The sequence below is a fragment of the Hydrocarboniphaga sp. genome (assembly GCF_965279055.1).
Taxonomy (GTDB): domain Bacteria; phylum Pseudomonadota; class Gammaproteobacteria; order Nevskiales; family Nevskiaceae; genus Hydrocarboniphaga.
Window position 1 is genome coordinate 2,668,532 of sequence record NZ_OZ257125.1, and the last position, 20,118, is coordinate 2,688,649.

A 20,118-nucleotide genomic window follows, 5' to 3' on the forward strand; every position below is an offset into this window, starting at 1 on the left:
GCCCCGCTGAACGGGGCTATGATCGCCGCGTCCTTTCGCTCGCAGGTGCTCGCATGGATCGCTGCCATCAAAAGCTGGTTTTTCTCGCGGCAGCGTTCGCGCTCAGCAGCGGCACGGTGCGGGCCGCCGACGAATACCAGATCGACGGCTCTCACACGTACCCGCTGTTTGCGATCAATCATGCCGGGCTGTCGACGCTGCACGGCCGTTTCGACAACACCAGCGGCAGCTTCGTTCTCGACCGCGAAGGCAACAAGAGCAGGGTCGAGGCAGTGATCCGCGTGGATTCGCTGAACAGCGGCCACGCCGGACGCGACAAGATCCTGCTCAGCGACAAGTTCTTCGACGCCGCCCGATTCCCCGAGATGCGCTACGCGTCGAGCAAAGTCAGCCTGAACTCGGCGACGACGGCAAGCGTCGAGGGCGAGCTGAGCCTGCATGGCGTCACCAGGCCGGTGAAGCTCGACGTACAGCATCTGGCCTGCGCGATCCACCCGCTGTTCCGCGTCTGGGCCTGCGGCTTCGATGCCTACGCGACGATCAAGCGCTCGGATTTCGGCATGACCGCCTACCTGCCGAACCTGGTCGGCGACGAGGTCACGATCGAGATCGCAGTGGAGGCCAGGCGCGTCGATGCGCCGAAGCCGGGCGGACGTTGAACGCCTGAGCGGTTCTGCGTTCCTCCCAAGTAGCTCGCTTCAGCGAGCGAATCGAGGGATTGCGCAATGTCTCGATACGCGGGCAAGCCCGCTACTCGACACGAACGGGTTATGCAGAAAATTCGGGAACAATCAGCCCGACCGCGCCACCCGCGCCGGCTCCACTTCGCTGTGCGCGCGATGCGGCGGAAAATCGCAGAAGAACGTGGTGCCGACGCCGAGTTCGCTTTCGATGCGCAAGCTGCCCTCATGCCGCTCCAGCGCGTGCTTGACGATCGACAGGCCCAGGCCGGTGCCGCCACTGGCGCGTGAGCGGCCGACGTCGACCCGGTAGAAGCGTTCGGTCAGCCGCGGAATATCGTCTTCGGCAATGCCGATGCCGCTGTCGGCCACCGACAGATGCGCGCCTTCGGCGTCGCTCCACCAGCGCACGCGAATGCTGCCGCCCGGCGGCGTGTAGCGCACCGCGTTGGTGATCAGGTTGGAGAAGATGCTCTGCGCCTCGACTTCGCGGCCGAACAGTTTCAGGCCCGGCTGGATGCTGACGTCGAAGCGATGCGCGCCGGCCGACATCGAGCGGCCTTCGTCGACCGAGCGGTTCAGGATCATCGAGGCGTCGAGCAGCTCCTGCTTGTGCTCGTAGGCGTCGGACTCCAGACGCGCCAGCTTGAGCATGTCGTTGATCAGCGATTCCATGCGCGCCGACTGCTGGCGCATTTCCGAAATCGGCATCTTCCAGCCGGCGAGGCTGCGACCCTCGCGGGTTTCCGGGTCGAGCATGTCCAGATAGCCACGCAGCACGGTCAGCGGCGTGCGCAGTTCATGCGAGGCATTGGAGACGAAATCGCGGCGGGCGGTTTCCAGCCGGCGGATTTCGGAGACATCGCGCACGATCATCAGCCGCTGGTTGTTGCCATACGGAATGATGCGCAGCGACAGCGACACCGCGCGATTGATCGGCGACGGCACTTCCACCTCGCCTTCGTAGATTTCGCTGGCGATGTAGTTGGTGAAGTTCGGATGGCGGATCAGGTTGGCGACGCGGATGCCGATGTCGTGGCTGACGCGCAGACCGAGCATCGCCTGCGCGGCACGGTTGAACCACAGGATCATGCCGCTTTCGCCGAGCACCACGGCGCCATCGGGCAGCGCCGCGGTCGAGGCCTGAAATTCGGCGACGATCTCGGCCAGTTTCTTCTTGCGACGGCTGTTGCGCATCTCGAGTGCCTGCAGAGCTTCGAAAACCTCGCCCCAGATACCGGAAGTGTCCGGGAATGAATGCTGCTTGGGTGCGGCCAGCCACAGCCGCAGGTGTCGCAGATACCGCAGGTGATTGCCCAGATACAGCGTGATCGCCACGGTGCAGCCGAGCAGCGTGTTGCCGAACATCCAGCCAAGCAGGGTGCCGGCGGCGATCATGCCGGCGAGCTTGCCCAGCTCGCGCCGCCAGACCACGGAGCGGAACGGCCGGCGCTTGGTGCTGCGTCTGAATGTGCTGCCGGTAGTCGTGACCGCCAGCGGTGTGGTGGCGACCTCGGGCCTAGCTTCAGCGGGCGCAGCCGCAGCCGTCAGGGTTTCCGGCTGCTCGCTCGCCATCCGCTGTTAGACCTTCTCGGAGAATCGGTAGCCGGTGCCGCGGACCGTCTGGATCATCGCGTCGAAGCCATGCGGCTCCAGCGCCTTGCGCAGCCGGCGGATGTGCACGTCGACGGTACGTTCTTCCACGTACACACTCTGGCCCCAGACGCGGTCCAGGACCTGCTCGCGCGTGTACACGCGGTCCTGGTGACTGACGAAGAAATGCAGCAGGCGGTACTCGGTGGGCCCGAGCCGCACCGGCTCGCCCTTGGCGGTGACGCGCTGGCTGGCGGCGTTGACTTCAAGGCCCGCGACGGCCAGGGTTTCTTCCTCACCGCCCGGCGTCGAGCGGCGCAGCACGGCGTTGATGCGCGCGATCAGCTCCGGGAACGAGAACGGCTTGGAGACATAGTCGTCGCAGCCGACATTCAGGCCGCGCACCTTGTCCTCTTCCTCGACGCGGGCGGTGACCATGATGATCGGTACGTCGCGCGTGGTCGGGTTGTTCTTCAGCTCGCGCGAGAACTCGACGCCGGACATGCCCGGCATCATCCAGTCCATCAGGATCAGGTCGGGCTGCTGATCGGCGATGCGCAGCCGGCCTTCGGCGGCATTGCCGGCCAGTGCGACGCCAAAATCCGCCCGCTCCAGCGCGAACTTGAGCATCTCGCGGATCGGCGCCTCGTCTTCGACTACCAGTATCAGCTTGTTTGACATGCCCATGCGCTATTGAGGAATTCGCGGGATGCTAAATACAAGGTGTTACAAATTTGTGGCAATGGCGGCCATTATATGACTGCTGTGTGACAGCGGCATTCGCGTAAGGCTCACAGCAGCGCCTTCTGGATCTTCTCGCTCACATCGGCCGACAAGGATTTACCAGCGAGCTCGGCCAGCACCGCGCGCAGCAGCTGGTCCTGTGGCGAGACGCAATCGCGCCAGCCAAGCAGGCCATCGGCGAGCCGCGCCGCGATCTGCGGATTGCTCTGGTCCAGATGCGCGATCTGCTCGCCGAGCAGGCGGTAACCGGCGCCGTCGGCGCGGTGATAGGCGCGCAGGTTCTCGCGCCAGAAGGTGCCGAGCACCGCGCGCAGGCGGTTCGGGTTCGGCGTGAAATCCGGATGCTGGAGCAGGCTCTGCACGCGCTCGACGCCGTTCTCGACCGCCGAGCCGGCCTGCAGCGCGAACCACTTGTCCAGCACCAGCGCATCGCCGCGCCAGCGCTGCAGGAAAGCGTCCATCGCCGCCTCGCGTTGCGGGCAGGCAATGTCGTTGATCGCAGCCAGCGCGCCATAGGACACGGTCATGTTGGCCGAGTCGGCACGCGCGGCACAGATGTCCAGAATGCGGCCCACGCGCGTCGCCGCCAGGTACCACAGCGCGACGTTGGCCAGCGCGCGGCGCGCGGCATTGTTCGGCCCCGGTTCTTCCGGCGCCGAGCCCGACCACACCGACAGCGGTCCGGTCAGCGACTGCGCGATGCGCAGTCGCAGCGCGTCGCGCGCCGACGTCAGACGCGCTGCATCCAGCGGCTGCAGCTGCGAGGCCAGATAGCTTTCCGAGGGCATGCGCAGCAACTCGGCCAGCAGCGCGCGGTCTTCCGCCGGCCGCGCCGCGAGCAGCTGGAAGCCGTGGATCAGCGCACGCGTGTCTTCGCCCGGCGCACCCGACAGCAGCTCGAAGAACGCATTCATCAGCAGGCGCTGCGACGCCTCCCAGCGTGCGAAACCGTCGTCCTCGTTCAGCAGCAGATTGACCAGCTGTTCGGAGTCGTAGGCGTATTGGAGCCGCACGGGCGCGGAGAAGCCGAGCAGGAAGGACGGCGTCGGCGGCTGCGGAATGTTCGGCAGTATCAGCACCGCTTCCTGGTCTTCGAGCAACAGCAGGTCGTCGGCCGGCATCAGCGGCGCCTGCGGGGCGACCTCGATACGCGCGCCGTTGCCGTCGCGCAGAGAAAAGCGGATCGGGATCGGCACCGGCAGTTTCGGCGCCGCCGCGCTTGCGGTCGGATGGCTCTGGCGCAGGCGCAGGGTATAGGTCTGCGCGCGCGCATCGTGCTCGTCGCTAATCGTGACCAGTGGCGTGCCGGACTGCGAGTACCAGCGGCGGAAACCATCGAGATTGCGGCCGGAGACCTCCTCGTGCGCGGCGAGGAAATCCTCGATCGTCGCCGCGGAGCCGTCATGCAACTGCAGGTAACGCTGCACGCCCTTGATGAAAGTCTTGCGGCCGAGCAGGGTCTGGATCATGCGCACGATCTCGGCGCCTTTTTCATACACCGTCGCGGTATAGAAATTGTTGATCTCGACGTAGGACTCGGGCCGCACCGAATGCGCCATCGGCCCGGCGTCTTCGCTGAACTGGAAGGTGCGCAACTGGCGCACGCTCTGGATGCGGTGCACGTCGGCACCGTTCATGTCCTGCGAGAAGTTCTGGTCGCGGAAAACCGTCAGGCCCTCCTTCAGCGACAGCTGGAACCAGTCACGGCAGGTGACGCGATTGCCGGTCCAGTTGTGAAAATATTCGTGCGCGATGACCGCTTCGACGCCTTCGAAATCGGCATCGGTCGCGGTCTGCGGCGAGGCCAGCACGTAGCGCGCGTTGAACAGGTTCAGGCCCTTGTTCTCCATGGCGCCCATGTTGAAGTCGCGCGCGGCGACGACCATGTAGGTGTCGAGATCGTATTCCAGGCCGTAGACGTCCTCGTCCCAGAGCATCGCGCGCTTCAGCGAGTCCATCGCGTAGGGCACGCGCGATTCGCTGCCGTGGTCGACATAGAAGCGCAAGGTTACCTCACGTCCGGAACCGGTGGTGTAGAAATCCTCGACCAGGCCCAGATCGCCGGCGACCAGCGCGAACAGGTAGCAGGGCTTGCGGAACGGATCTTCCCAGATCGCGAAATGACGGCCGCCGTCCAGCGCACCGGACTCGACCGGATTGCCGTTGGACAGCAGCACCGGATAGCGTTGCGCGTCCGCCTCGATGCGCACGCGGAACGTGGTCAGCACGTCCGGGCGATCGGGAAAATAGGTGATCCGCGAAAAGCCGCGCGCCTCGCACTGCGTGCACAGCATCGCGCCGGAGCGGTACAGGCCTTCCAGCGAGGCATTGCCATCCGGATCGAGCCGGGTCACCACGCGCAGCGCGAAGGCGTCCGGCAGATCGGCGATCGTCAGCTGCTCGTCGCCGCGCTGGTACCGCGACTCACCCAGCGCGACGCCGTCGACGGCGATCTCCAGCAGCTCGAAGCCGCGGCCGTCGAGCAGCAAGGGCGCGGCCGCATCGCCGGCCTCAACGCGCCGCAGCTGCATTTCAGCGACGACCGTGGTCCGCTCGCGGATATCGAAGCTTAGCTCGATACGATCGACGACGTGGGACGGGGGGCGGTAGTCCTTGCGGAAGATTTCGACGGAAGCGCTCATCGGATCGGGGGTCTGTGCGGCAAGCCAGGGAAAAACGCATTGTATCGCCCCGCCCCGAATCGCAGCCGAACCGGTACCGCGGCTCGCCCGAACGGATGTTGCCCGGCGCCCGAGGCCTACGTAGTATCCGCGCCATCATCTTTCAGTCCTGAGGTAATACTTCAATGAGCGCTGCAACCGACCTGATCAAGAGAATGCCCGAGGCTTTCGACGCCGACGCCGGCGCCGGTGTGGACTGTACGATCCAGTTCAACGTGTCGACGCCGATGTATGTGGTGATCGCCAACAGCACCTGCGAAGCGCGCGAAGGCAGCTCGCCGGCCGCCGACGTCACCATCACGATGGAAGACGACGACCTGGTCGCGCTGATGACCGGCGAACTCAACGGCATGACCGCGTTCATGACCGGCAAGCTGTCGGTCGACGGCGACCTGATGCTGGCGCAGCGCATGACCACGATCTTCGACGCCGGCAAGCTTGGCTGATACCCGCTTGGCCCAAAGCGGCGAGCGCAGCGGCCCGCCCGGCGCCGGCGACGAGCAAACCCCGGGTGGCGACGCCCGGGGTTTTTCGTTTGCGCTGGAAACCATAGCCGGCGCGCTGTCCCTGCGCGCGCTGCATCGCCCGGACTGGGAGCCGCTGAGCCTGGACTGGACCTCGGCCGAAGTGCGTCGGCGCATTCAGGGCGGCCGCAAGCAGCTGCTGTCGCGCGCGCTGGGGCTGCACAAGAAACACGACATTCACCTGGTCGACGCTACCGCCGGCCTGGGTCGCGACGGCTTCACGCTGGCGGCGCTGGGCGCGACGGTCAGCCTGATCGAGCGTCAGCCGATCATGGCCGCGCTGCTGCGCGACGCACAGCGGCGCGCGCTGGAATCGCCGGTGGCGATGCTGGCGGCGGCGGCGGCGCGCGTTCGCATCATCGAGGCCGATGCGATCCCGTGGCTGCGGCAGCACACCGCCGAGCTCATCGACGCGGTGCATCTGGACCCGATGTATCCCGACGACGGCAAGACCGCGTTGCCGCAGAAAGCCATGCAGATGCTGCGCGACCTCACCGGCGGCGACGCCGATGCCGCGGCCCTGCTCGATGCGGCGCTGGCCGGCAGCGCACGGCGGATCGCGGTCAAACGCGGCGCCAAAGCCGGCTGGCTGGGCGATCGCAAGCCGGCGCTCGAACTCGGCGGAACTCAGGCGCGCTACGATGTCTATCTCAACAACCGCTAACTGACATTCGCACGGATGCGCTCGCTGACTCTGGTTCGCCACGCCAAATCGTCCTGGGACAACGCCGCCCTCGCCGACTTCGACCGACCGCTGAACGAGCGCGGCCGCCGCGATGCACCGCTGATGGCGCAACGCTTCGCGCATGCAGCGGAAACGCCGCTGCAACTGGTCGCCAGCCCGGCGCTACGCACGACCAGCACCGCGCTGGTGTTTGCCGAGGCGCTGGGCGTGCCGGCCGATTCGATCCGCTATGAGCCGCAGATTTACGAGGCCGACGTCGAGACTTTGCTGGCTGTCGTTCGCGGCCTCAGCGATGAAGTGCCGAACGCGGTGCTGTTCGGCCACAACCCCGGCTTCACCGACCTGTGCCACGCGCTGGCGCGCTGCGACTTCACCGAAATGCCGACCTGCGCGGTCGCGCGTATCGACTTCGATGTCGAGCACTGGCGTGATGTCGCGTCGGGACGCGGACGGCTGATGGCGTACAGCTATCCGAAAGAGCGGCAGTAGTTTCGTCTTAGGACCCAGTCGCGGACCTTGTCCGCGACTTCGCACTACAGCTTCTGCAAACCCTTCAGATACCGCTGCGCATTCGCGGTATAAACCCGTGCCGGCGCCTGCAGCCCGACGATTTCCTGCGGCGACAGTTCGCGCACGACTTTGGCCGGCGCGCCGAGAATCATCACGCCGTCTGGAAAATGCTTGTTTTCGGTGACCAGGCTGTTGGCGCCGACGATGCAGTTTTTGCCGATCTTCGCGCCGTTCATCACCACCGACTTCATGCCGACCAGCGTGTGATCGCCGATGTCGCAGCCGTGCAGCACCACCAGATGGCCAACGGTGACCGCGCGGCCGACGCGCAGCTTGATGCCGGGATCGGTGTGCAACACGCTGCCGTCCTGCACGTTGCTGTCTTCGCCGACGCGGATTTCGTCGTTGTCGCCGCGCAGCACGCAGTTGAACCAGACGCTGGCGCCGCGCTCGAGTACCACGCGTCCGATGAGTTGCGCACTCTCGGCAACGAAATTTTCGCCGAGCAGCTGCGGCGCATGCGAGTCGAGTTGATAGAGCATGGGGCGAGTATAACGCTGCGACTCCACAGCCCGACACGGTGTCGCAGCCTGGAGACAGGTGTCCGGCGACGGGCGTTCGCATAGCATGGGCGCGAATCCATGAAGAGAAGTCAAAACCCATGAGCACTCGCCTGCCCGCTTTCAAGGCATACGACATTCGCGGCCGCGTGCCAGACGAACTCAATCCGGACATCGCGTATCGCCTCGGCATTGCCTACGCCGACCGCTTCAAGCCAAAAAAAATCGCGCTCGGCCGCGATATCCGTCACTCGTCGCTGCCGCTGCTGAAGGCGCTGGCGCACGGCTTCAACGCGCGCGGCGTCGAGGTGCTCGATGTCGGCCTGTGCGGCACCGAGGAAATCTACTGGGCCGCGCAGCAGCCGGGTGTCGACGGCGGCATCGAAGTCACCGCCAGCCACAACCCGATGGACTACAACGGCATGAAGCTGGTGCGCGGCGGCGCGATCCCGGTGTCCGGCGATACCGGCCTGCGCGAGATCGAGGAAGCGGTTGCCGCCTCGGATGCGAAATGCCCTCCCGGCGAACCGAAAATGACGCCGGTGAATTATCGTGATGCCTACGTCAAGCATCTGCTGGGCTACGTCGACGTCGCCAAGCTCAAGCCGCTGAAGATCGTCGTCAACGCCGGCAACGGCGTCGCCGGCGCCGTGGTCGATGCGCTCGAGCCGTTCCTGCCGTTCGAATTCATCAAGGTGCATCACCAGCCGGATGGCGACTTCCCGAACGGGATTCCGAATCCGCTGCTGCCGGAAATGCGCGCGCCGACGGCAGAAGCCGTCAAGAAGCATGGCGCCGATTTCGGCGTCGCCTGGGATGGCGACTTCGACCGCTGCTTCCTGTTCGACGAAAGCGGTGGCTTCATCGAGGGTTATTACATCGTGGGATTGTTGGCAGTCGCGCTGCTGCGGCTGGAGCCGGGCGGCAAGATCATCCACGACCCGCGCCTGACCTGGAACACCGTCGACATGGTCGCCGCGGTCGGCGGCCAGGCGGTGATGAGCAAGACCGGACATGCGTTCATCAAGGAGCGCATGCGCTCGGAAAACGCGATCTACGGCGGCGAAATGAGCGCTCACCACTACTTTCGCGACTTCGCCTATTGCGACAACGGCAACATTCCGTGGCTGCTCGCGGCGGCGCTGGTCTGCGAAACCGGCAAGCCGCTGAGCAAGCTGGTCGAGGAGCGCATGAAAGCCTTTCCGGCCAGCGGCGAAATCAATCGCCACGTCAAGGACGTGAAGGGCACGATCGCCAAGATCGAAGCCGCCTACGCTCCTCAGGCCAAGGCGTCGGACAAGACCGACGGCGTGTCGCTGGATTTCGGCAGCTGGCGCTTCAACCTGCGCGGCAGCAACACCGAGCCGGTGCTGCGGCTGAATGTGGAATCGCGCGGGGACGAGTCGCTGATGGCAGCGAAGACCGCGGAGATTCTGGCGCTGATCGACGCCGCCTGAAGGCGCTCGCGTCGCCTGTAGGAGCGGATCCTATCCGCGACTGAGGCCTGCCAGAGCACAGTCGCGGATAGGATCCGCTCCTACTGTTCCGGCAATCTAGCTGGCGGCGGCCGCGGCCGCGCCGCTCTTGCCGCGCTGCCGCGGCCGCGCTGTCAGGCTGAACCCATGCCCGTGCTCTAGCAGGTATTCCAGCCACTTGCCGAGCATCAGGTTGCGGCGCCATTGCTCGTTGAGGAACGCCCAGGCCTTGGGATCGGCGTCATCCTCGCCCTGCCAGGGCGGCCTGTGGCTGCATTCCAGCGCTTCGGCCATGGTCGCGTCGCGGTAGACCCGCACCCAGATGTCGGGCTGGCGGCGCACGCCATCGGCGTCGACGAACTCGTAGGTCAGCTTGAACGTGACCGTGTACCGGTCGCGCTCGCGCACGGTCAGGTGCAAGGGCAGGTCCGAGGCGGACTTGGACACCGCCTCTTCGAACGGCATCTCCAGTTCGGGGATCAGCCGCTCGACCAGGCGATAGTTGCGCTCATACAGATCCAGCAGCTGCGCAAGGCGCCGCGTCTGGCCACCGCTATGGAAAGAGCCGGCGTCGGGGTGTGAAGTCACAGGCATGGCGGGACTATAAGGCCTGGCCGCGGGCTTTCAAGTCTTGCCTTTTCGATTGATTTCCGGTCTTTGCGGCCCGCTTCCAATCCCCCCGAGAGCCGGGCTACAGTCCACAACCGCCCCAAAGAGTTTTCGAGAACCTATGCCCGTCCGCGAGATCGCCACCAAGCCCTACCCCGATCAGAAATCCGGTACGGCGGGCTTGAGAAAGAAGGTGGCGGTGTTCCAGCAGCCGCATTATCTCGAGAACTTCCTGCAGGCGATCTTCGACGTCGAGCCCACGCTGCGCGGCAAGACCCTGGTCATGGGCGGCGACGGCCGCTACCACAACCGCACTGCGATCCAGACCGCGATCGCGATGGCCGCGGCCAACGGCGTGGCCAAGGTCATCGTCGGCCAGGGCGGCATCCTGTCGACACCGGCGTCCAGCCACCTGATCCGCCAGAGCGGCGCGGCCGGCGGCTTCGTCTTCACCGCCAGCCACAACCCGGCCGGCGAAGACGGCGACTTCGGCATCAAGTTCAACATCTTCGGCGGCGGCCAGGCCGGCGAAGCGCTGACCGACAGGATCTTTGATGCGAGCAAGGCCATCAGCAGGTATTCGATCGAGGAAGGCGTCTATGTCGATCTCGATCGCCGCGGCGTGCAGAGCGTCGCCGCGATGGAAGTCGAGGTCGTCGATTGCGTCGACGAATACGCCAAGCTGATGCAGAGCCTGTTCGACTTCGACCGCATCCGCGACTGGTTCAGACGCGGCCATTCCTTGAGCTTCGACGCGATGCACGCGGTCACCGGCCCGTATGCGCAGCGCATCTTCGTCGAAATGCTCGGCGCGCCGCAGAGCAGCGTGATGAACGCGACGCCGCTGGAGGACTTCGGCGGCGGCCATCCCGATCCGAACCTGATCTACGCCAAGCCGCTGGTCGACCTGATGTACTCGGAAAAAGCGCCGGATCTGGGCGGCGCCTCCGACGGCGACGGCGACCGCAACATGATTCTCGGCCGCGGCATCTTCATCTCGCCCGGCGATTCGCTGGCGATGCTCGCCGCGCATCTGGACAAGCTGCCGGGCTATAGCAAGGGCCTGGCCGGCGTCGCGCGCTCGATGCCGACCTGCCGCGCACTCGACAAGGTCGCGCAGGGCCGTGGCCTGGATTGCTACGAGACGCCGACCGGCTGGAAGTTCTTCGCCAACCTGCTCGACTCCGGCCGCATCACCTTGTGCGGCGAAGAAAGCTTCGGCACCAGCTCCAACCACGTGCGCGAAAAGGACGGCGTCTGGGCGGTTCTGGCCTGGCTCAACGTGCTCGCGGTCACCGGGCAATCGGTGCAGCAGCTCGCCGACACGCACTGGAAGCAGTACGGCCGCCACTACTACGCGCGCCACGACTACGACGAGCTGCCGACCGAGGTCGCGCAGAAAGTCATGCAGACGCTGATCGCGGGCATGCCCAAGCTGGTCGGCCAGAAGCACGGCGACTGGACCGTGAGCCAGGCGGACGAGTTCGGCTATCTGGATCCGGTCGACGGCAGCAAGGCGACCGCGCAGGGCCTGCGCGTGGTGTTCGGCGACGCGGCGCGCATCATCGTGCGCCTGTCCGGCACCGGCACCAAGGGCGCGACCCTGCGGTTGTATCTGGAGCGCTACGAGACCGCCGCCGACAAGCTGGCCTGGAAGACCGGCGATGCGCTGGCGCCGCTGGCCGCGATCGCCGACAGGCTGGTGCAGATCAGCGAGATCACCGGGCGTAAATCACCGGACGTGGTGACCTGAGGCGGATCGCAATCCGCCTCTCCCTCCGGGAGAGGGGCTAGGAGTGAGGGCCTCGACTCAGGCGGTCGGCGCGACACGGCCGGGCTTCGGCGGCGGCGCTTGTTCTTCGACGGGGCTCTCGTCCCTGGTCCCACGAACCGCCAGGCCCACACGCCGCGCGAACAACCAGCATTCGAACAGCAGCCAGCCGGCGAGCAGGCCGAGCACGGCCGGCGCCTGCTGCATCAGCCAGTCGCCGAACAGCGCCGGCAGGCTGCCCTTGTAGAAACTCTTGATCAGGCCGAGCAGCGGATGCGCTCGCGTCAGCAGCCGCAGATGACTCGCTGCGTAGTCGACACCGGCACGGCCTTTTCGCGCCGCGCGCAGCAACAGCGCTTCGCCGTCGGCGCCATGCCTGGCCAGGTCCAGTGCCGGCCTTTCGCCGACCCACAGCGCGAAACTGCCGCCCGGCTTCGTCGAGATTTTCGCGGCGGCGCGCAGCGTCTCGGGATCGTCGACGTGCTTCAGGATCGTGATCGCGGCTGCCGGGCGTGCCTGGCGCCCCAGCGTTGCCACGTCACCGGCAACATCGGCCAACGGCGTGATGTTGCGCTCACTGACCGCGTCGCGTGCCAGCCGCGCCAGGCGCCTGGCGAAAGCCTCCGTCAATGCGCCGGCACGGCGTGCGAACTTCAATACCGCGGTGCCGAAGTCGATTTCCGGCGCGAAGGTCAGTGCGATGCCGGCCGCCGACAACGCGACGATCAGCTCGTCGGCATCTTCGCCGCGCAGGCTTTTGCCGCTCTGTATCACCAGATCGCGCACGTCGCCGAACACGAACAGATCCGCGGTCACCGCGCCGGCCAGCGCCTCGACCGAATCACCGGTTCCGGTCAACGCACCCTGCCCGACATCGCCGAGCCGGCGCATGAAGTCGTCGCGCTCGGCGACGATGCCGGCACGCGATTGTTCGAGCCTCGTTTGCGCCACCGGATCGGCCTCGACCACGAGCCCGGCATCGATCACCAGCAGCGCTTCGGAGTACTTCTCCTGCGTGCGCAGCCGCTCGGCTTCGACCAGATAGTCGTAGTTCGGCAACGCGTCGAACGCCGCGCGCGCATCCCAGGCCGGCACCGCCTGTACGCAGGTCCAGACCAGCAGCGCGGCGAACGCGATACGCAGCAGCGAGAACGGGATGGCGAGCAGGTAGCGCATGCTTTGGACTGTGCCTGAATTCTTCTGCGGCGTGAATCGAGATTACTGCACCTGTAGCAGCGGACCCTGTCCGCGACTCAGGCCTCAACGAGCCGGTCGCGGACAGGGTCCGCTCCCACAGGTTCTCTATCCCGCCAGCAGCTTCTGCAACGCCGCCCAATCCAGAATCGCGACGCCGAGCTTCTCGGCCTTCGCCAGCTTCGAGCCCGCCGCTTCACCGGCCAGCAGATAGTCGGTGTTCTTGGACACGCTGCCGGAAACCTTGCCGCCGTTGGCTTCGATCAGCGCCGAAGCCTCCTCGCGGCTGACACCGGGCAAGGTGCCGGTGATGACGAAAGTCTGGCCAGTGAAGGTGCCGACGGCGGCGGCTTTCGGCGCCGGCCACCGAATGCCGGCATCGGTCAGCGCCTGGATCACGTCGAGGTTGCGCGGCTCGGTGAAGAAGTGCGCGACATGCGCGGCAACCGTCGGGCCGACATCGGGCACTGCGCGCAGCGCCGGGAAGCGATCCTTGTCTTTCAGCGCTGCGTCGTGCTCGGTCGGCGCGTCGGATTCGGCTGCGGCGTACAGCGCTTCGAGCGTGCCGAAATGCCGCGCCAGATCGCGCGCCGTGGTCTCTCCGATCTGCGGGCAGCCGAGCGCATAGAGAAAACGCTGGAACGTGGTGTCGCGGCTCGCGGCGATCGCGTCGATGACGTTGGCCGCGGACTTCTCGCCCATGCGGTCGAGGTCGGCGAGCGTCGTCGCATCGAGTTTGTAGATGTCGGCCGGGGACTTGACCAGACCGATATCGATCAGCTGCGCCAGCAGCTTTTCGCCCAAACCTTCCACGTCCATCGCCTTGCGTGATACGAAATGGACCAGCGCACCATGCAACTGCGCGCGGCACGACAGACCGTTGGTACAACGCGCGACGACTTCGCCTTCGACTCGCTCGACCGCGCCGCCGCAAACCGGGCAGGCCGGCGGCAGTTCGACTTTGGCGCGCGCCTCGTGGTCGGCGCGCGCCGCGTCGTCGCTGACGACGATGCCGACGACTTCCGGAATCACGTCGCCGGCACGGCGCACGATCACGGTGTCGCCGACGCGCACATCCTTGCGCTCGACTTCGTCCATGTTGTGCAGGGTCGCGTTGGACACGTTGGCGCCGCCGACGAACACCGGCTTCAGGCGCGCGACCGGCGTCATCGCGCCGGTACGGCCGACCTGGAACTCGACGTTTTCCAGCACGGTCGTCGCTTCTTCGGCGGCAAATTTGTAGGCGCAGGCCCAGCGCGGCTCACGCGATACCGAGCCCAGTTCCTCACGGCCGGCGAGATCGTCGAGCTTGAACACGACACCGTCGATATCGAAACCGAGCTTGGCGCGTTGCTCGCCGATGCCGGCGAAATACTGCAGACAGCCGTCGACGCCGGAAACCGTTTCGATCAGTCTGGAAACCGGATGCCCCCATTCGGCGAGCTGCTTCAACACCTGCGAATGTTTTTTCGGCGGCGTCCAGCCTTCGCTGTAACCGACCGCGTAGGCATAGAACGCCAGCGGCCGCTGCGCGGTGATGCGCGAATCGAGCTGGCGCAGGCTGCCCGCGGCGGCATTGCGCGGATTCACCGGCGGCTTGTCGCCCTTGGCGGTCGCATCGATGACCATGCGGCGGAAGCCTTCCAACGGAAGATAGACTTCGCCTCGGACTTCGATCAGCGGCGGCGACTTGCCGCGCAGGCTCAGCGGAATGCGGCGGATCGTGCGCAGATTCTCGGTGATGTCCTCGCCGGTTTCGCCGTCGCCGCGCGTCGCGCCGCGCATCAGCACGCCGTTTTCATAAGTGAGAGAAACCGCGAGTCCGTCGAGCTTGGGTTCGGCGACGTAGTCCGCGGACTCGACATTCAATGCCTCGCGTACGCGGCGATCGAAGTCGCGCAGTTCGCCCTCGTCGGCGCATTTGCGCAGCGATTGCATCGGCTGCTTGTGTCGTACCGGCAGAAATTCCTTCGACGGCGCGCCGCCGACTCTTTGCGTCGGCGAATCCGCGGCGACCAACTCGGGATGTTCGGCTTCGAGCTGTTGAAGCTCGCTGAAAAGCTCGTCGTAGACGGCGTCCGACACGCTCGGATCATCCAGCACGTAGTAGCGGTGATTGTGTTCGGCGAGTTGCTGGCGCAGTTGCGCTGCGCGAGTCGCGGGTTTCATCGACCGCTTGACTCCAATCGCACCCCGTTCCTCCCGAGTAGCGCACCACGTGCGCGTATCGAGGGACCGACCGCAGTTGCGTCCCTCGATACGCCGCAAGCGGCAACTCGGGAGGAACGGATGTCCGTTCCGAACTTCGGCTTCATGCGATTAGAGCTGCGCCGCGCGCGCCCAGGCTTCGACGTCGGCCTGCAAGGCGCGCATCGTCTCCGACGTCAGCGGCTGCTTCTTGCTGTCGTAGACCTCGGCATTGAGCGCGCGCGCCAGCGCCTGCGTGGTCGCCAGCAGGTCGTGCAGCGCGTTCAACGGCTTCACCGGGCCGGGCAACACCATGAACGTCGACAGCCCGGGCGTCGCGAACTGCGCGGCCTCGGTCGGGATCAGCATGCCGGGCTTGGTCAGGCTGGCGACGGCGAACACCGACTCGTCGCGCGACAGCCGGTGATAGATCTGCTTGGCGCCAAACTGCAGCCCCTGGGCGGCCAGCGCCGGATGCAGCTTGGCTCCGGTGATCATGCCGCCGTCGCGCTCGACGATCAGCAGCGCGACGATCTTCTGCTCGACTTTCGGCGGCGCGGCCGCGGCCGCTTTCGGAGCCGAAGGCGCGGCGCTCGGCGCGGTGCGGACCCAGGGCGGCACGCTGGTCGGCTTGTCGCCCGCGCCGGGTACCGCGGAGGGCTCGGTCTGGCGCGTGTCGTTGGCGGGACTGGCGTCCAGCGAGGGCATGGTGCGGCGACGCGGACGGCCGACGCCGAACTCGTCGTACTGCTTGCCCGACAGCGGGTTGATCATCGGGTCCTGCGGCGGCGCGGACTCGACCGGCTCGATGCGGCGCGGCGTAGCAAGCGGCTCGCGCGGAGCGGCAGCTGGCAGCGACGGACGAAGCAACGGCGGCGGTTCCGGCTCGGGCTGCGTCTCGACTTCCGGCGCAGGCTCGAAATTGCGCTCGAATTCCTGCTCGAACTGCGGATCCGGATCAGCGGCCGGCGGCGTGTCGAAGATGTCGAGCTGCTCGCGCACCGGCTCGGCCGGCGCCGTGCGCGGGGCCGGGTCCCGGCGTGCCGCTTTTTCGCGGCGGCGCTTCGGCTCGCTCGGCTCGACCGGCTCGCGGTCGCGGCGGCTGATCACCACCACGGCGATGACGATCGCCACGCTCAAGATGAGCAGCGCCCATTGCAATGCGCTCATGCCGGTCCGCCTCGCTCGATGGTCAGGGTCTTGCTCATTGTGGCACCACAGCCGTCAGGTCTGAAACGCCTGAATTTCCGGAGCCGACGGCGCCTTGATGTCGGAGCCGACCATCTCCACCGCCTGCGACACGTCGACACTGACCAGCCGCGACACGCCCGGCTCCTGCATGGTCACGCCGTGCAGATGGCTGGCCAGCTCCATCGTGATCTTGTTGTGGGTGATGATGATGAACTGCACGTTCTGCGACATCTCGCGGACGATGTCGCAGAAGCGCACGACGTTGGCGTCGTCCAGCGGCGCGTCGACTTCGTCCATCAGGCAGAACGGCGCCGGATTGAGCTGGAACAGCGCCAGCAGCAGCGCCACCGCGGTCATCGCCTTCTCGCCGCCCGACAGCATCTGGATCGAGCTGTTGCGCTTGCCCGGCGGGCGCGCCATCACGCGCACGCCGGCGTCGAGCAGGTCGTCGCCGGTCAGCTCCAGATAGGCTTCTCCGCCGCCGAACAGCTTCGGGAAGCGGTCGCGGAAAATCGTGTCGACCTGGTCGAAGGTGTTCTTGAAGCGGTCCTTGGTCTCGATGTCGATCTTGCGGATCGCTTCTTCCAGCGTGTCGAGCGCGCCGGTCAGGTCGGCATTCTGCTCGGACAGATACTGCTCGCGCGTCTCGGCTTCCTCCAGCTCCTGGATCGCGGCGAGGTTGATCGCGCCGAGGCGCTCGATGCGGCGGATCGTCGAAGCGAGTTTTTCCTCCCAGGCGCTGAGTTCGGCTTTTTCGTCGATGCCGGCGATCAGCACGTCGCGCTCGAGATTGCCCTCGGTGCAGGCCTCGATGATCTGCTGTTCGATGCCTTCGCGACGCGCGCGCAGATTTTCGAAATCCAGGCGAGCCTGCTGCAAGGCCTCCTGCGCCGCCTCTTTCGCCTGCTCGGCCAGACGCAGGTTCTGACTGGCCGTGCCCGTCGCCGCCTCCAGCGCGGCCAGCGCTTCGCGCGCGGCGCGCAGCGCGTCGCGCGTCTGCACGACGCCGGCGCGTGCGGCTTCCAGCTCGTCGGTCTGTTCGCCCAGCGGCGCATCGAGTTCTTCGGCCTCGCGCTCGCGACCGCCGCGCTGATGGACCAGCATTTCCTGGGCTTCGGCCAGATCGTGCAAGGTCTGATTCAGCGCGCTGATCGCACTGCGGCGGCCGGCCAGATGCACCTGTACGGTGTTGCGTGACTGGGTGGCCTGCGCGACCGCGTTGCGCAGGCGGCCGACGGCTTCGCGCGCTTTCGCGACGGTCTGCTGCAGCTGCACGCGCTCTTCGCGCAGACGCTGCGCGATCGCTTCCAGCTCGCCGAGCTTGGCACGCGAGGCATTGAGCTCGGCCGCGTTCTGATCGCGCTGCTGGGTCAGCGTGTCGATCTCCTTGACCAGGGTGTCGATGCGCGACAACGTCTGCTCAAGACGTACCTGCTGCGCCTGGCGGAATGCGAGGCGCTGCGCATGACGGCTGCGCGTGTGCTCGAAGCGCGGCGCGAGTTCGCGGCGCTCGGTCTCGAGCTGCTGCTGCTTGCCGCGCAGTTCCAGCAGCTCCTGCTCGCGCGTCGTCAGCAGGCGCGTGTGTTCTTCGACCTGCAGCCGCAGCTGCTTGAGCAACTGCTCGCGCGCGATCACGCCGCCGCGATCGGAATCGCGGCGCGGATAACGGCTCCAGCCCTGCCCGGCCCAGATGCCGGAACGCGTCACCACCGATTGGCCCGGCGCCAGCGCGTTCAGGCGGTCCGGCGTCAGCTCGGAGTCCTCGATGCCGTAAATACCGTGCAGCAGTTCGAGCAGCGCCGACGGCCCCTGCACTTTTGCGGCGAGCTGACGCGCGTCGCTGCCGGCGGCTCCAGCGTGTTCGTAGAGCAGCGCGGCACCGGTCTTGGGCAGGCTCGCGGAGTTTTCGGTCTGCTGCTGCATGCGACCGAGCAGGGGCGCCTGCAGCCAGCCTTCGAGCACGTGCTCGACCGCGGATTCCCAGCCGGATTCGACGTTCAGCACCGTCGCCAGCCGCGGTGCCTGATCGAAACCGCGCTGCTTCAGCCAGCCATTGAGTTCGGCGTCGTCCTGACGCAAGGCCGCCTGCTGCAAAGTCTCCAGCGACGACAGACGGCCGCGCGCCGACTGCAGCTGCTGACGGGTTTCGTGCAGCGAGGCTTCCAGACCCGAGCGCTGTTCGCGCAGGGTCTGCAGCTCGCGGTCCACGGTCTGCAGACGCGTCTGATATTCGGCCTGCTCGGCGCCGAGGCGCTCGAGATCGATGTCGGCTTCTTCGACCGATTCCTGGATCGGCGTCGCATCCAGCGTGGCGCGCTCGCCGTTGAGGCGCTTCAGCCGTTCTTCGACCTGCAGCAGTGCGCGCTCCAGGCCCTGCAGGCGCACGCGCTCGCCTTCGGTCTGGAACAGCGGCTCTTCGGACCGCGTCTGGAAGTCTTCCCAGATCGCCTGCTGTTCCTGCTGTTCGGCTTCGGCCTGCGCCAGCTGGCGCTGCATCTCGAGCGCGTTGGCCTCGGTCTGCTCGGCCTGCTGCTCGAGCTGCTGCACTTCACGCGCCAGCGACTCCATGCGCGCGGTTTCGGCGTTGCGGCGACGCTCCAGGTCCTGCAGCTGCTGGGTCAGCTGGTCCAGCTCCTTGAGCTTGAGCGACTTCAGCTCCTTGGCGTGGCTGAGGCTCTGCTCCTGGCGCGCGAGACGCGCTTCGGCCTCGTAGACCTGGGTCTGCTCGTGCGACAGCCGTGTCTGCGCATCACGCTGCGCGGTTTCGGCCAGCGCGCGGGCGCCGTCGGCTTCGGTGACCGCGACGCGGCGCGCTTCCAGATCCGCCGCGAGTTCGGCGATCTTGGCCTCGAAGCCACGACTCTGCTCGACCAGCGCGCGCTCGCGCAGCACCAGGATTTCGGCCTTGAGATTGCGTTCGAGCTGCTTGAACTCGCGGTATTTCTCGGCGTTGGCGGCCTGCTTGCGCAGTACGTCTAGACGGCCCTGCAGCTCGCTGCGCAGATCGGACAGGCGCGCCAGGTTCTCGCGCGTCTGGCGGATGCGGCTCTCGGTTTCGCGGCGGCGTTCCTTGTACTTGGAAATACCGGCGGCTTCCTCCAGCCAGGTGCGCAGCTCTTCGGGCTTGGCCTCGACCATGCGCGACACCATGCCCTGCTCGATGATCGCGTACTGGTTCTTGCCGCCCAGGCCGGTACCGAGGAACAGGTCGGTGACGTCGCGCTTCAGGCACTTGCGGCCGTTCAGGTAATACTGCGAGTTGCCGTCACGCAGCAGCTCGCGGCGCACCGCGATTTCGGTGTACGCGGCAAACGGGCCGGTGATCTGGCCGTCGCTGTTGTCGAAGGTCAGCTCGACCATCGCGCGGCCGACCGGCTTGCGCGACTTGGAACCGTTGAAGATGACGTCTTCGGATTCCTGGGTACGCAGCTGTTTCTGGCTGGCTTCGCCCAGCACCCAGCGCACCGCGTCGATGATGTTGGATTTGCCGCAGCCGTTCGGACCGACGACGCCGGTCAGGTTGGCGGGCAGTGGCAGCTGGGTGGGGTCGACAAACGACTTGAAGCCGGCCAGCTTGATACCGGATAAGCGCATTGAGTGCGGTGGTGCTGCTTTGTTTTAGGTATGGGAGCCGGGGCGCGGGGCGCCGCGAGGGCCGGGACCATAGTGTAAATTACGCGGCCCTTTTTGTTTGGCTCCCTCGCGGCGCCTTTG

General features: G+C 66.3%; 15 protein-coding genes. 6 read left to right on the forward strand and 9 right to left on the reverse strand.

The features are described 5' to 3' along the window. The first annotated feature begins 53 nt into the window (after positions 1-53). Positions 54-659 (forward strand): YceI family protein, encoded by a 606-nt coding sequence (locus tag ACQZF9_RS12030; RefSeq protein WP_428309212.1) that lies wholly within the window; start codon positions 54-56, stop codon positions 657-659. A 132-nt stretch (positions 660-791) separates the two neighbouring features. Here the strand turns inward: ACQZF9_RS12030 and phoR are convergent, their stop codons facing one another. The 3 genes from phoR to pepN form a co-directional block, all read right to left on the reverse strand. Next, entirely contained in the window at positions 792-2,255 is a 1,464-nt protein-coding gene (phoR, locus tag ACQZF9_RS12035) for a phosphate regulon sensor histidine kinase PhoR (RefSeq protein WP_428309213.1), read from the reverse strand. Between the two features lie 6 nt (positions 2,256-2,261). Further along, positions 2,262-2,960: a phosphate regulon transcriptional regulator PhoB gene (phoB, locus tag ACQZF9_RS12040; protein ID WP_428309214.1), complete on the reverse strand. Its 699-nt coding sequence runs from the start codon at positions 2,958-2,960 to the stop codon at positions 2,262-2,264. 104 nt (positions 2,961-3,064) lie between these two features. After that, positions 3,065-5,659, reverse strand: a complete 2,595-nt coding sequence (pepN, locus tag ACQZF9_RS12045; protein ID WP_428309215.1) for an aminopeptidase N — start codon at positions 5,657-5,659, stop codon at positions 3,065-3,067. 164 nt (positions 5,660-5,823) lie between these two features. Here pepN and ACQZF9_RS12050 point away from each other — a divergent pair, with 164 nt between their 5' ends. From ACQZF9_RS12050 to ACQZF9_RS12060, 3 genes are read left to right on the forward strand one after another with little or no spacing between them, the layout of a single operon-like run. Next, entirely contained in the window at positions 5,824-6,144 is a 321-nt protein-coding gene (locus ACQZF9_RS12050) for an SCP2 sterol-binding domain-containing protein (RefSeq protein ID WP_428309216.1), read from the forward strand. 7 nt (positions 6,145-6,151) lie between these two features. After that, entirely contained in the window at positions 6,152-6,886 is a 735-nt protein-coding gene (locus ACQZF9_RS12055) for a class I SAM-dependent methyltransferase (protein WP_428309217.1), read from the forward strand. Positions 6,887-6,901: 15 nt separating this feature from the next. Next, positions 6,902-7,396 carry a SixA phosphatase family protein gene (locus ACQZF9_RS12060; RefSeq protein ID WP_428309218.1) on the forward strand — a complete coding sequence of 165 codons (495 nt, stop codon included), beginning with the start codon at positions 6,902-6,904 and terminating at the stop codon, positions 7,394-7,396. A gap of 44 nt (positions 7,397-7,440) precedes the next feature. On the opposite strand, the gene ACQZF9_RS12065 is transcribed toward ACQZF9_RS12060, so the two are convergent. Beyond that, positions 7,441-7,959 carry a gamma carbonic anhydrase family protein gene (locus ACQZF9_RS12065; RefSeq protein WP_428309219.1) on the reverse strand — a complete coding sequence of 173 codons (519 nt, stop codon included), beginning with the start codon at positions 7,957-7,959 and terminating at the stop codon, positions 7,441-7,443. Between the two features lie 119 nt (positions 7,960-8,078). Here ACQZF9_RS12065 and ACQZF9_RS12070 point away from each other — a divergent pair, with 119 nt between their 5' ends. Then, positions 8,079-9,434, forward strand: coding sequence for a phosphomannomutase (locus tag ACQZF9_RS12070; protein ID WP_428309220.1), 1,356 nt, complete (start codon positions 8,079-8,081; stop codon positions 9,432-9,434). Between the two features lie 96 nt (positions 9,435-9,530). On the opposite strand, the gene ACQZF9_RS12075 is transcribed toward ACQZF9_RS12070, so the two are convergent. Further along, on the reverse strand, positions 9,531-10,046 hold the full coding sequence (locus ACQZF9_RS12075; RefSeq protein ID WP_428309221.1) for a DUF1249 domain-containing protein: 516 nt from the start codon (positions 10,044-10,046) through the stop codon (positions 9,531-9,533). A 136-nt stretch (positions 10,047-10,182) separates the two neighbouring features. Between ACQZF9_RS12075 and ACQZF9_RS12080 the strand changes: the two genes are divergently transcribed. Beyond that, complete coding sequence (locus tag ACQZF9_RS12080) at positions 10,183-11,814, forward strand: alpha-D-glucose phosphate-specific phosphoglucomutase (RefSeq protein WP_428309222.1); 1,632 nt, start codon at positions 10,183-10,185, stop codon at positions 11,812-11,814. A 57-nt stretch (positions 11,815-11,871) separates the two neighbouring features. On the opposite strand, the gene ACQZF9_RS12085 is transcribed toward ACQZF9_RS12080, so the two are convergent. The 4 genes from ACQZF9_RS12085 to smc all read right to left on the reverse strand — a co-directional run bounded on the left by ACQZF9_RS12085 (position 11,872) and on the right by smc (position 19,998). Continuing rightward, positions 11,872-13,008, reverse strand: coding sequence for a hypothetical protein (locus ACQZF9_RS12085; RefSeq protein WP_428309223.1), 1,137 nt, complete (start codon positions 13,006-13,008; stop codon positions 11,872-11,874). Between the two features lie 126 nt (positions 13,009-13,134). Beyond that, positions 13,135-15,195, reverse strand: coding sequence for an NAD-dependent DNA ligase LigA (gene ligA, locus ACQZF9_RS12090; RefSeq protein ID WP_428309224.1), 2,061 nt, complete (start codon positions 15,193-15,195; stop codon positions 13,135-13,137). A gap of 150 nt (positions 15,196-15,345) precedes the next feature. Further along, positions 15,346-16,383 carry a cell division protein ZipA C-terminal FtsZ-binding domain-containing protein gene (locus ACQZF9_RS12095; RefSeq protein ID WP_428309225.1) on the reverse strand — a complete coding sequence of 346 codons (1,038 nt, stop codon included), beginning with the start codon at positions 16,381-16,383 and terminating at the stop codon, positions 15,346-15,348. 54 nt (positions 16,384-16,437) lie between these two features. Next, the gene (gene smc / locus ACQZF9_RS12100) at positions 16,438-19,998 is read right to left on the reverse strand and encodes a chromosome segregation protein SMC (RefSeq protein WP_428309226.1); all 3,561 of its coding nucleotides are present in this window, start codon (positions 19,996-19,998) and stop codon (positions 16,438-16,440) included. Positions 19,999-20,118 lie beyond the last annotated feature (120 nt).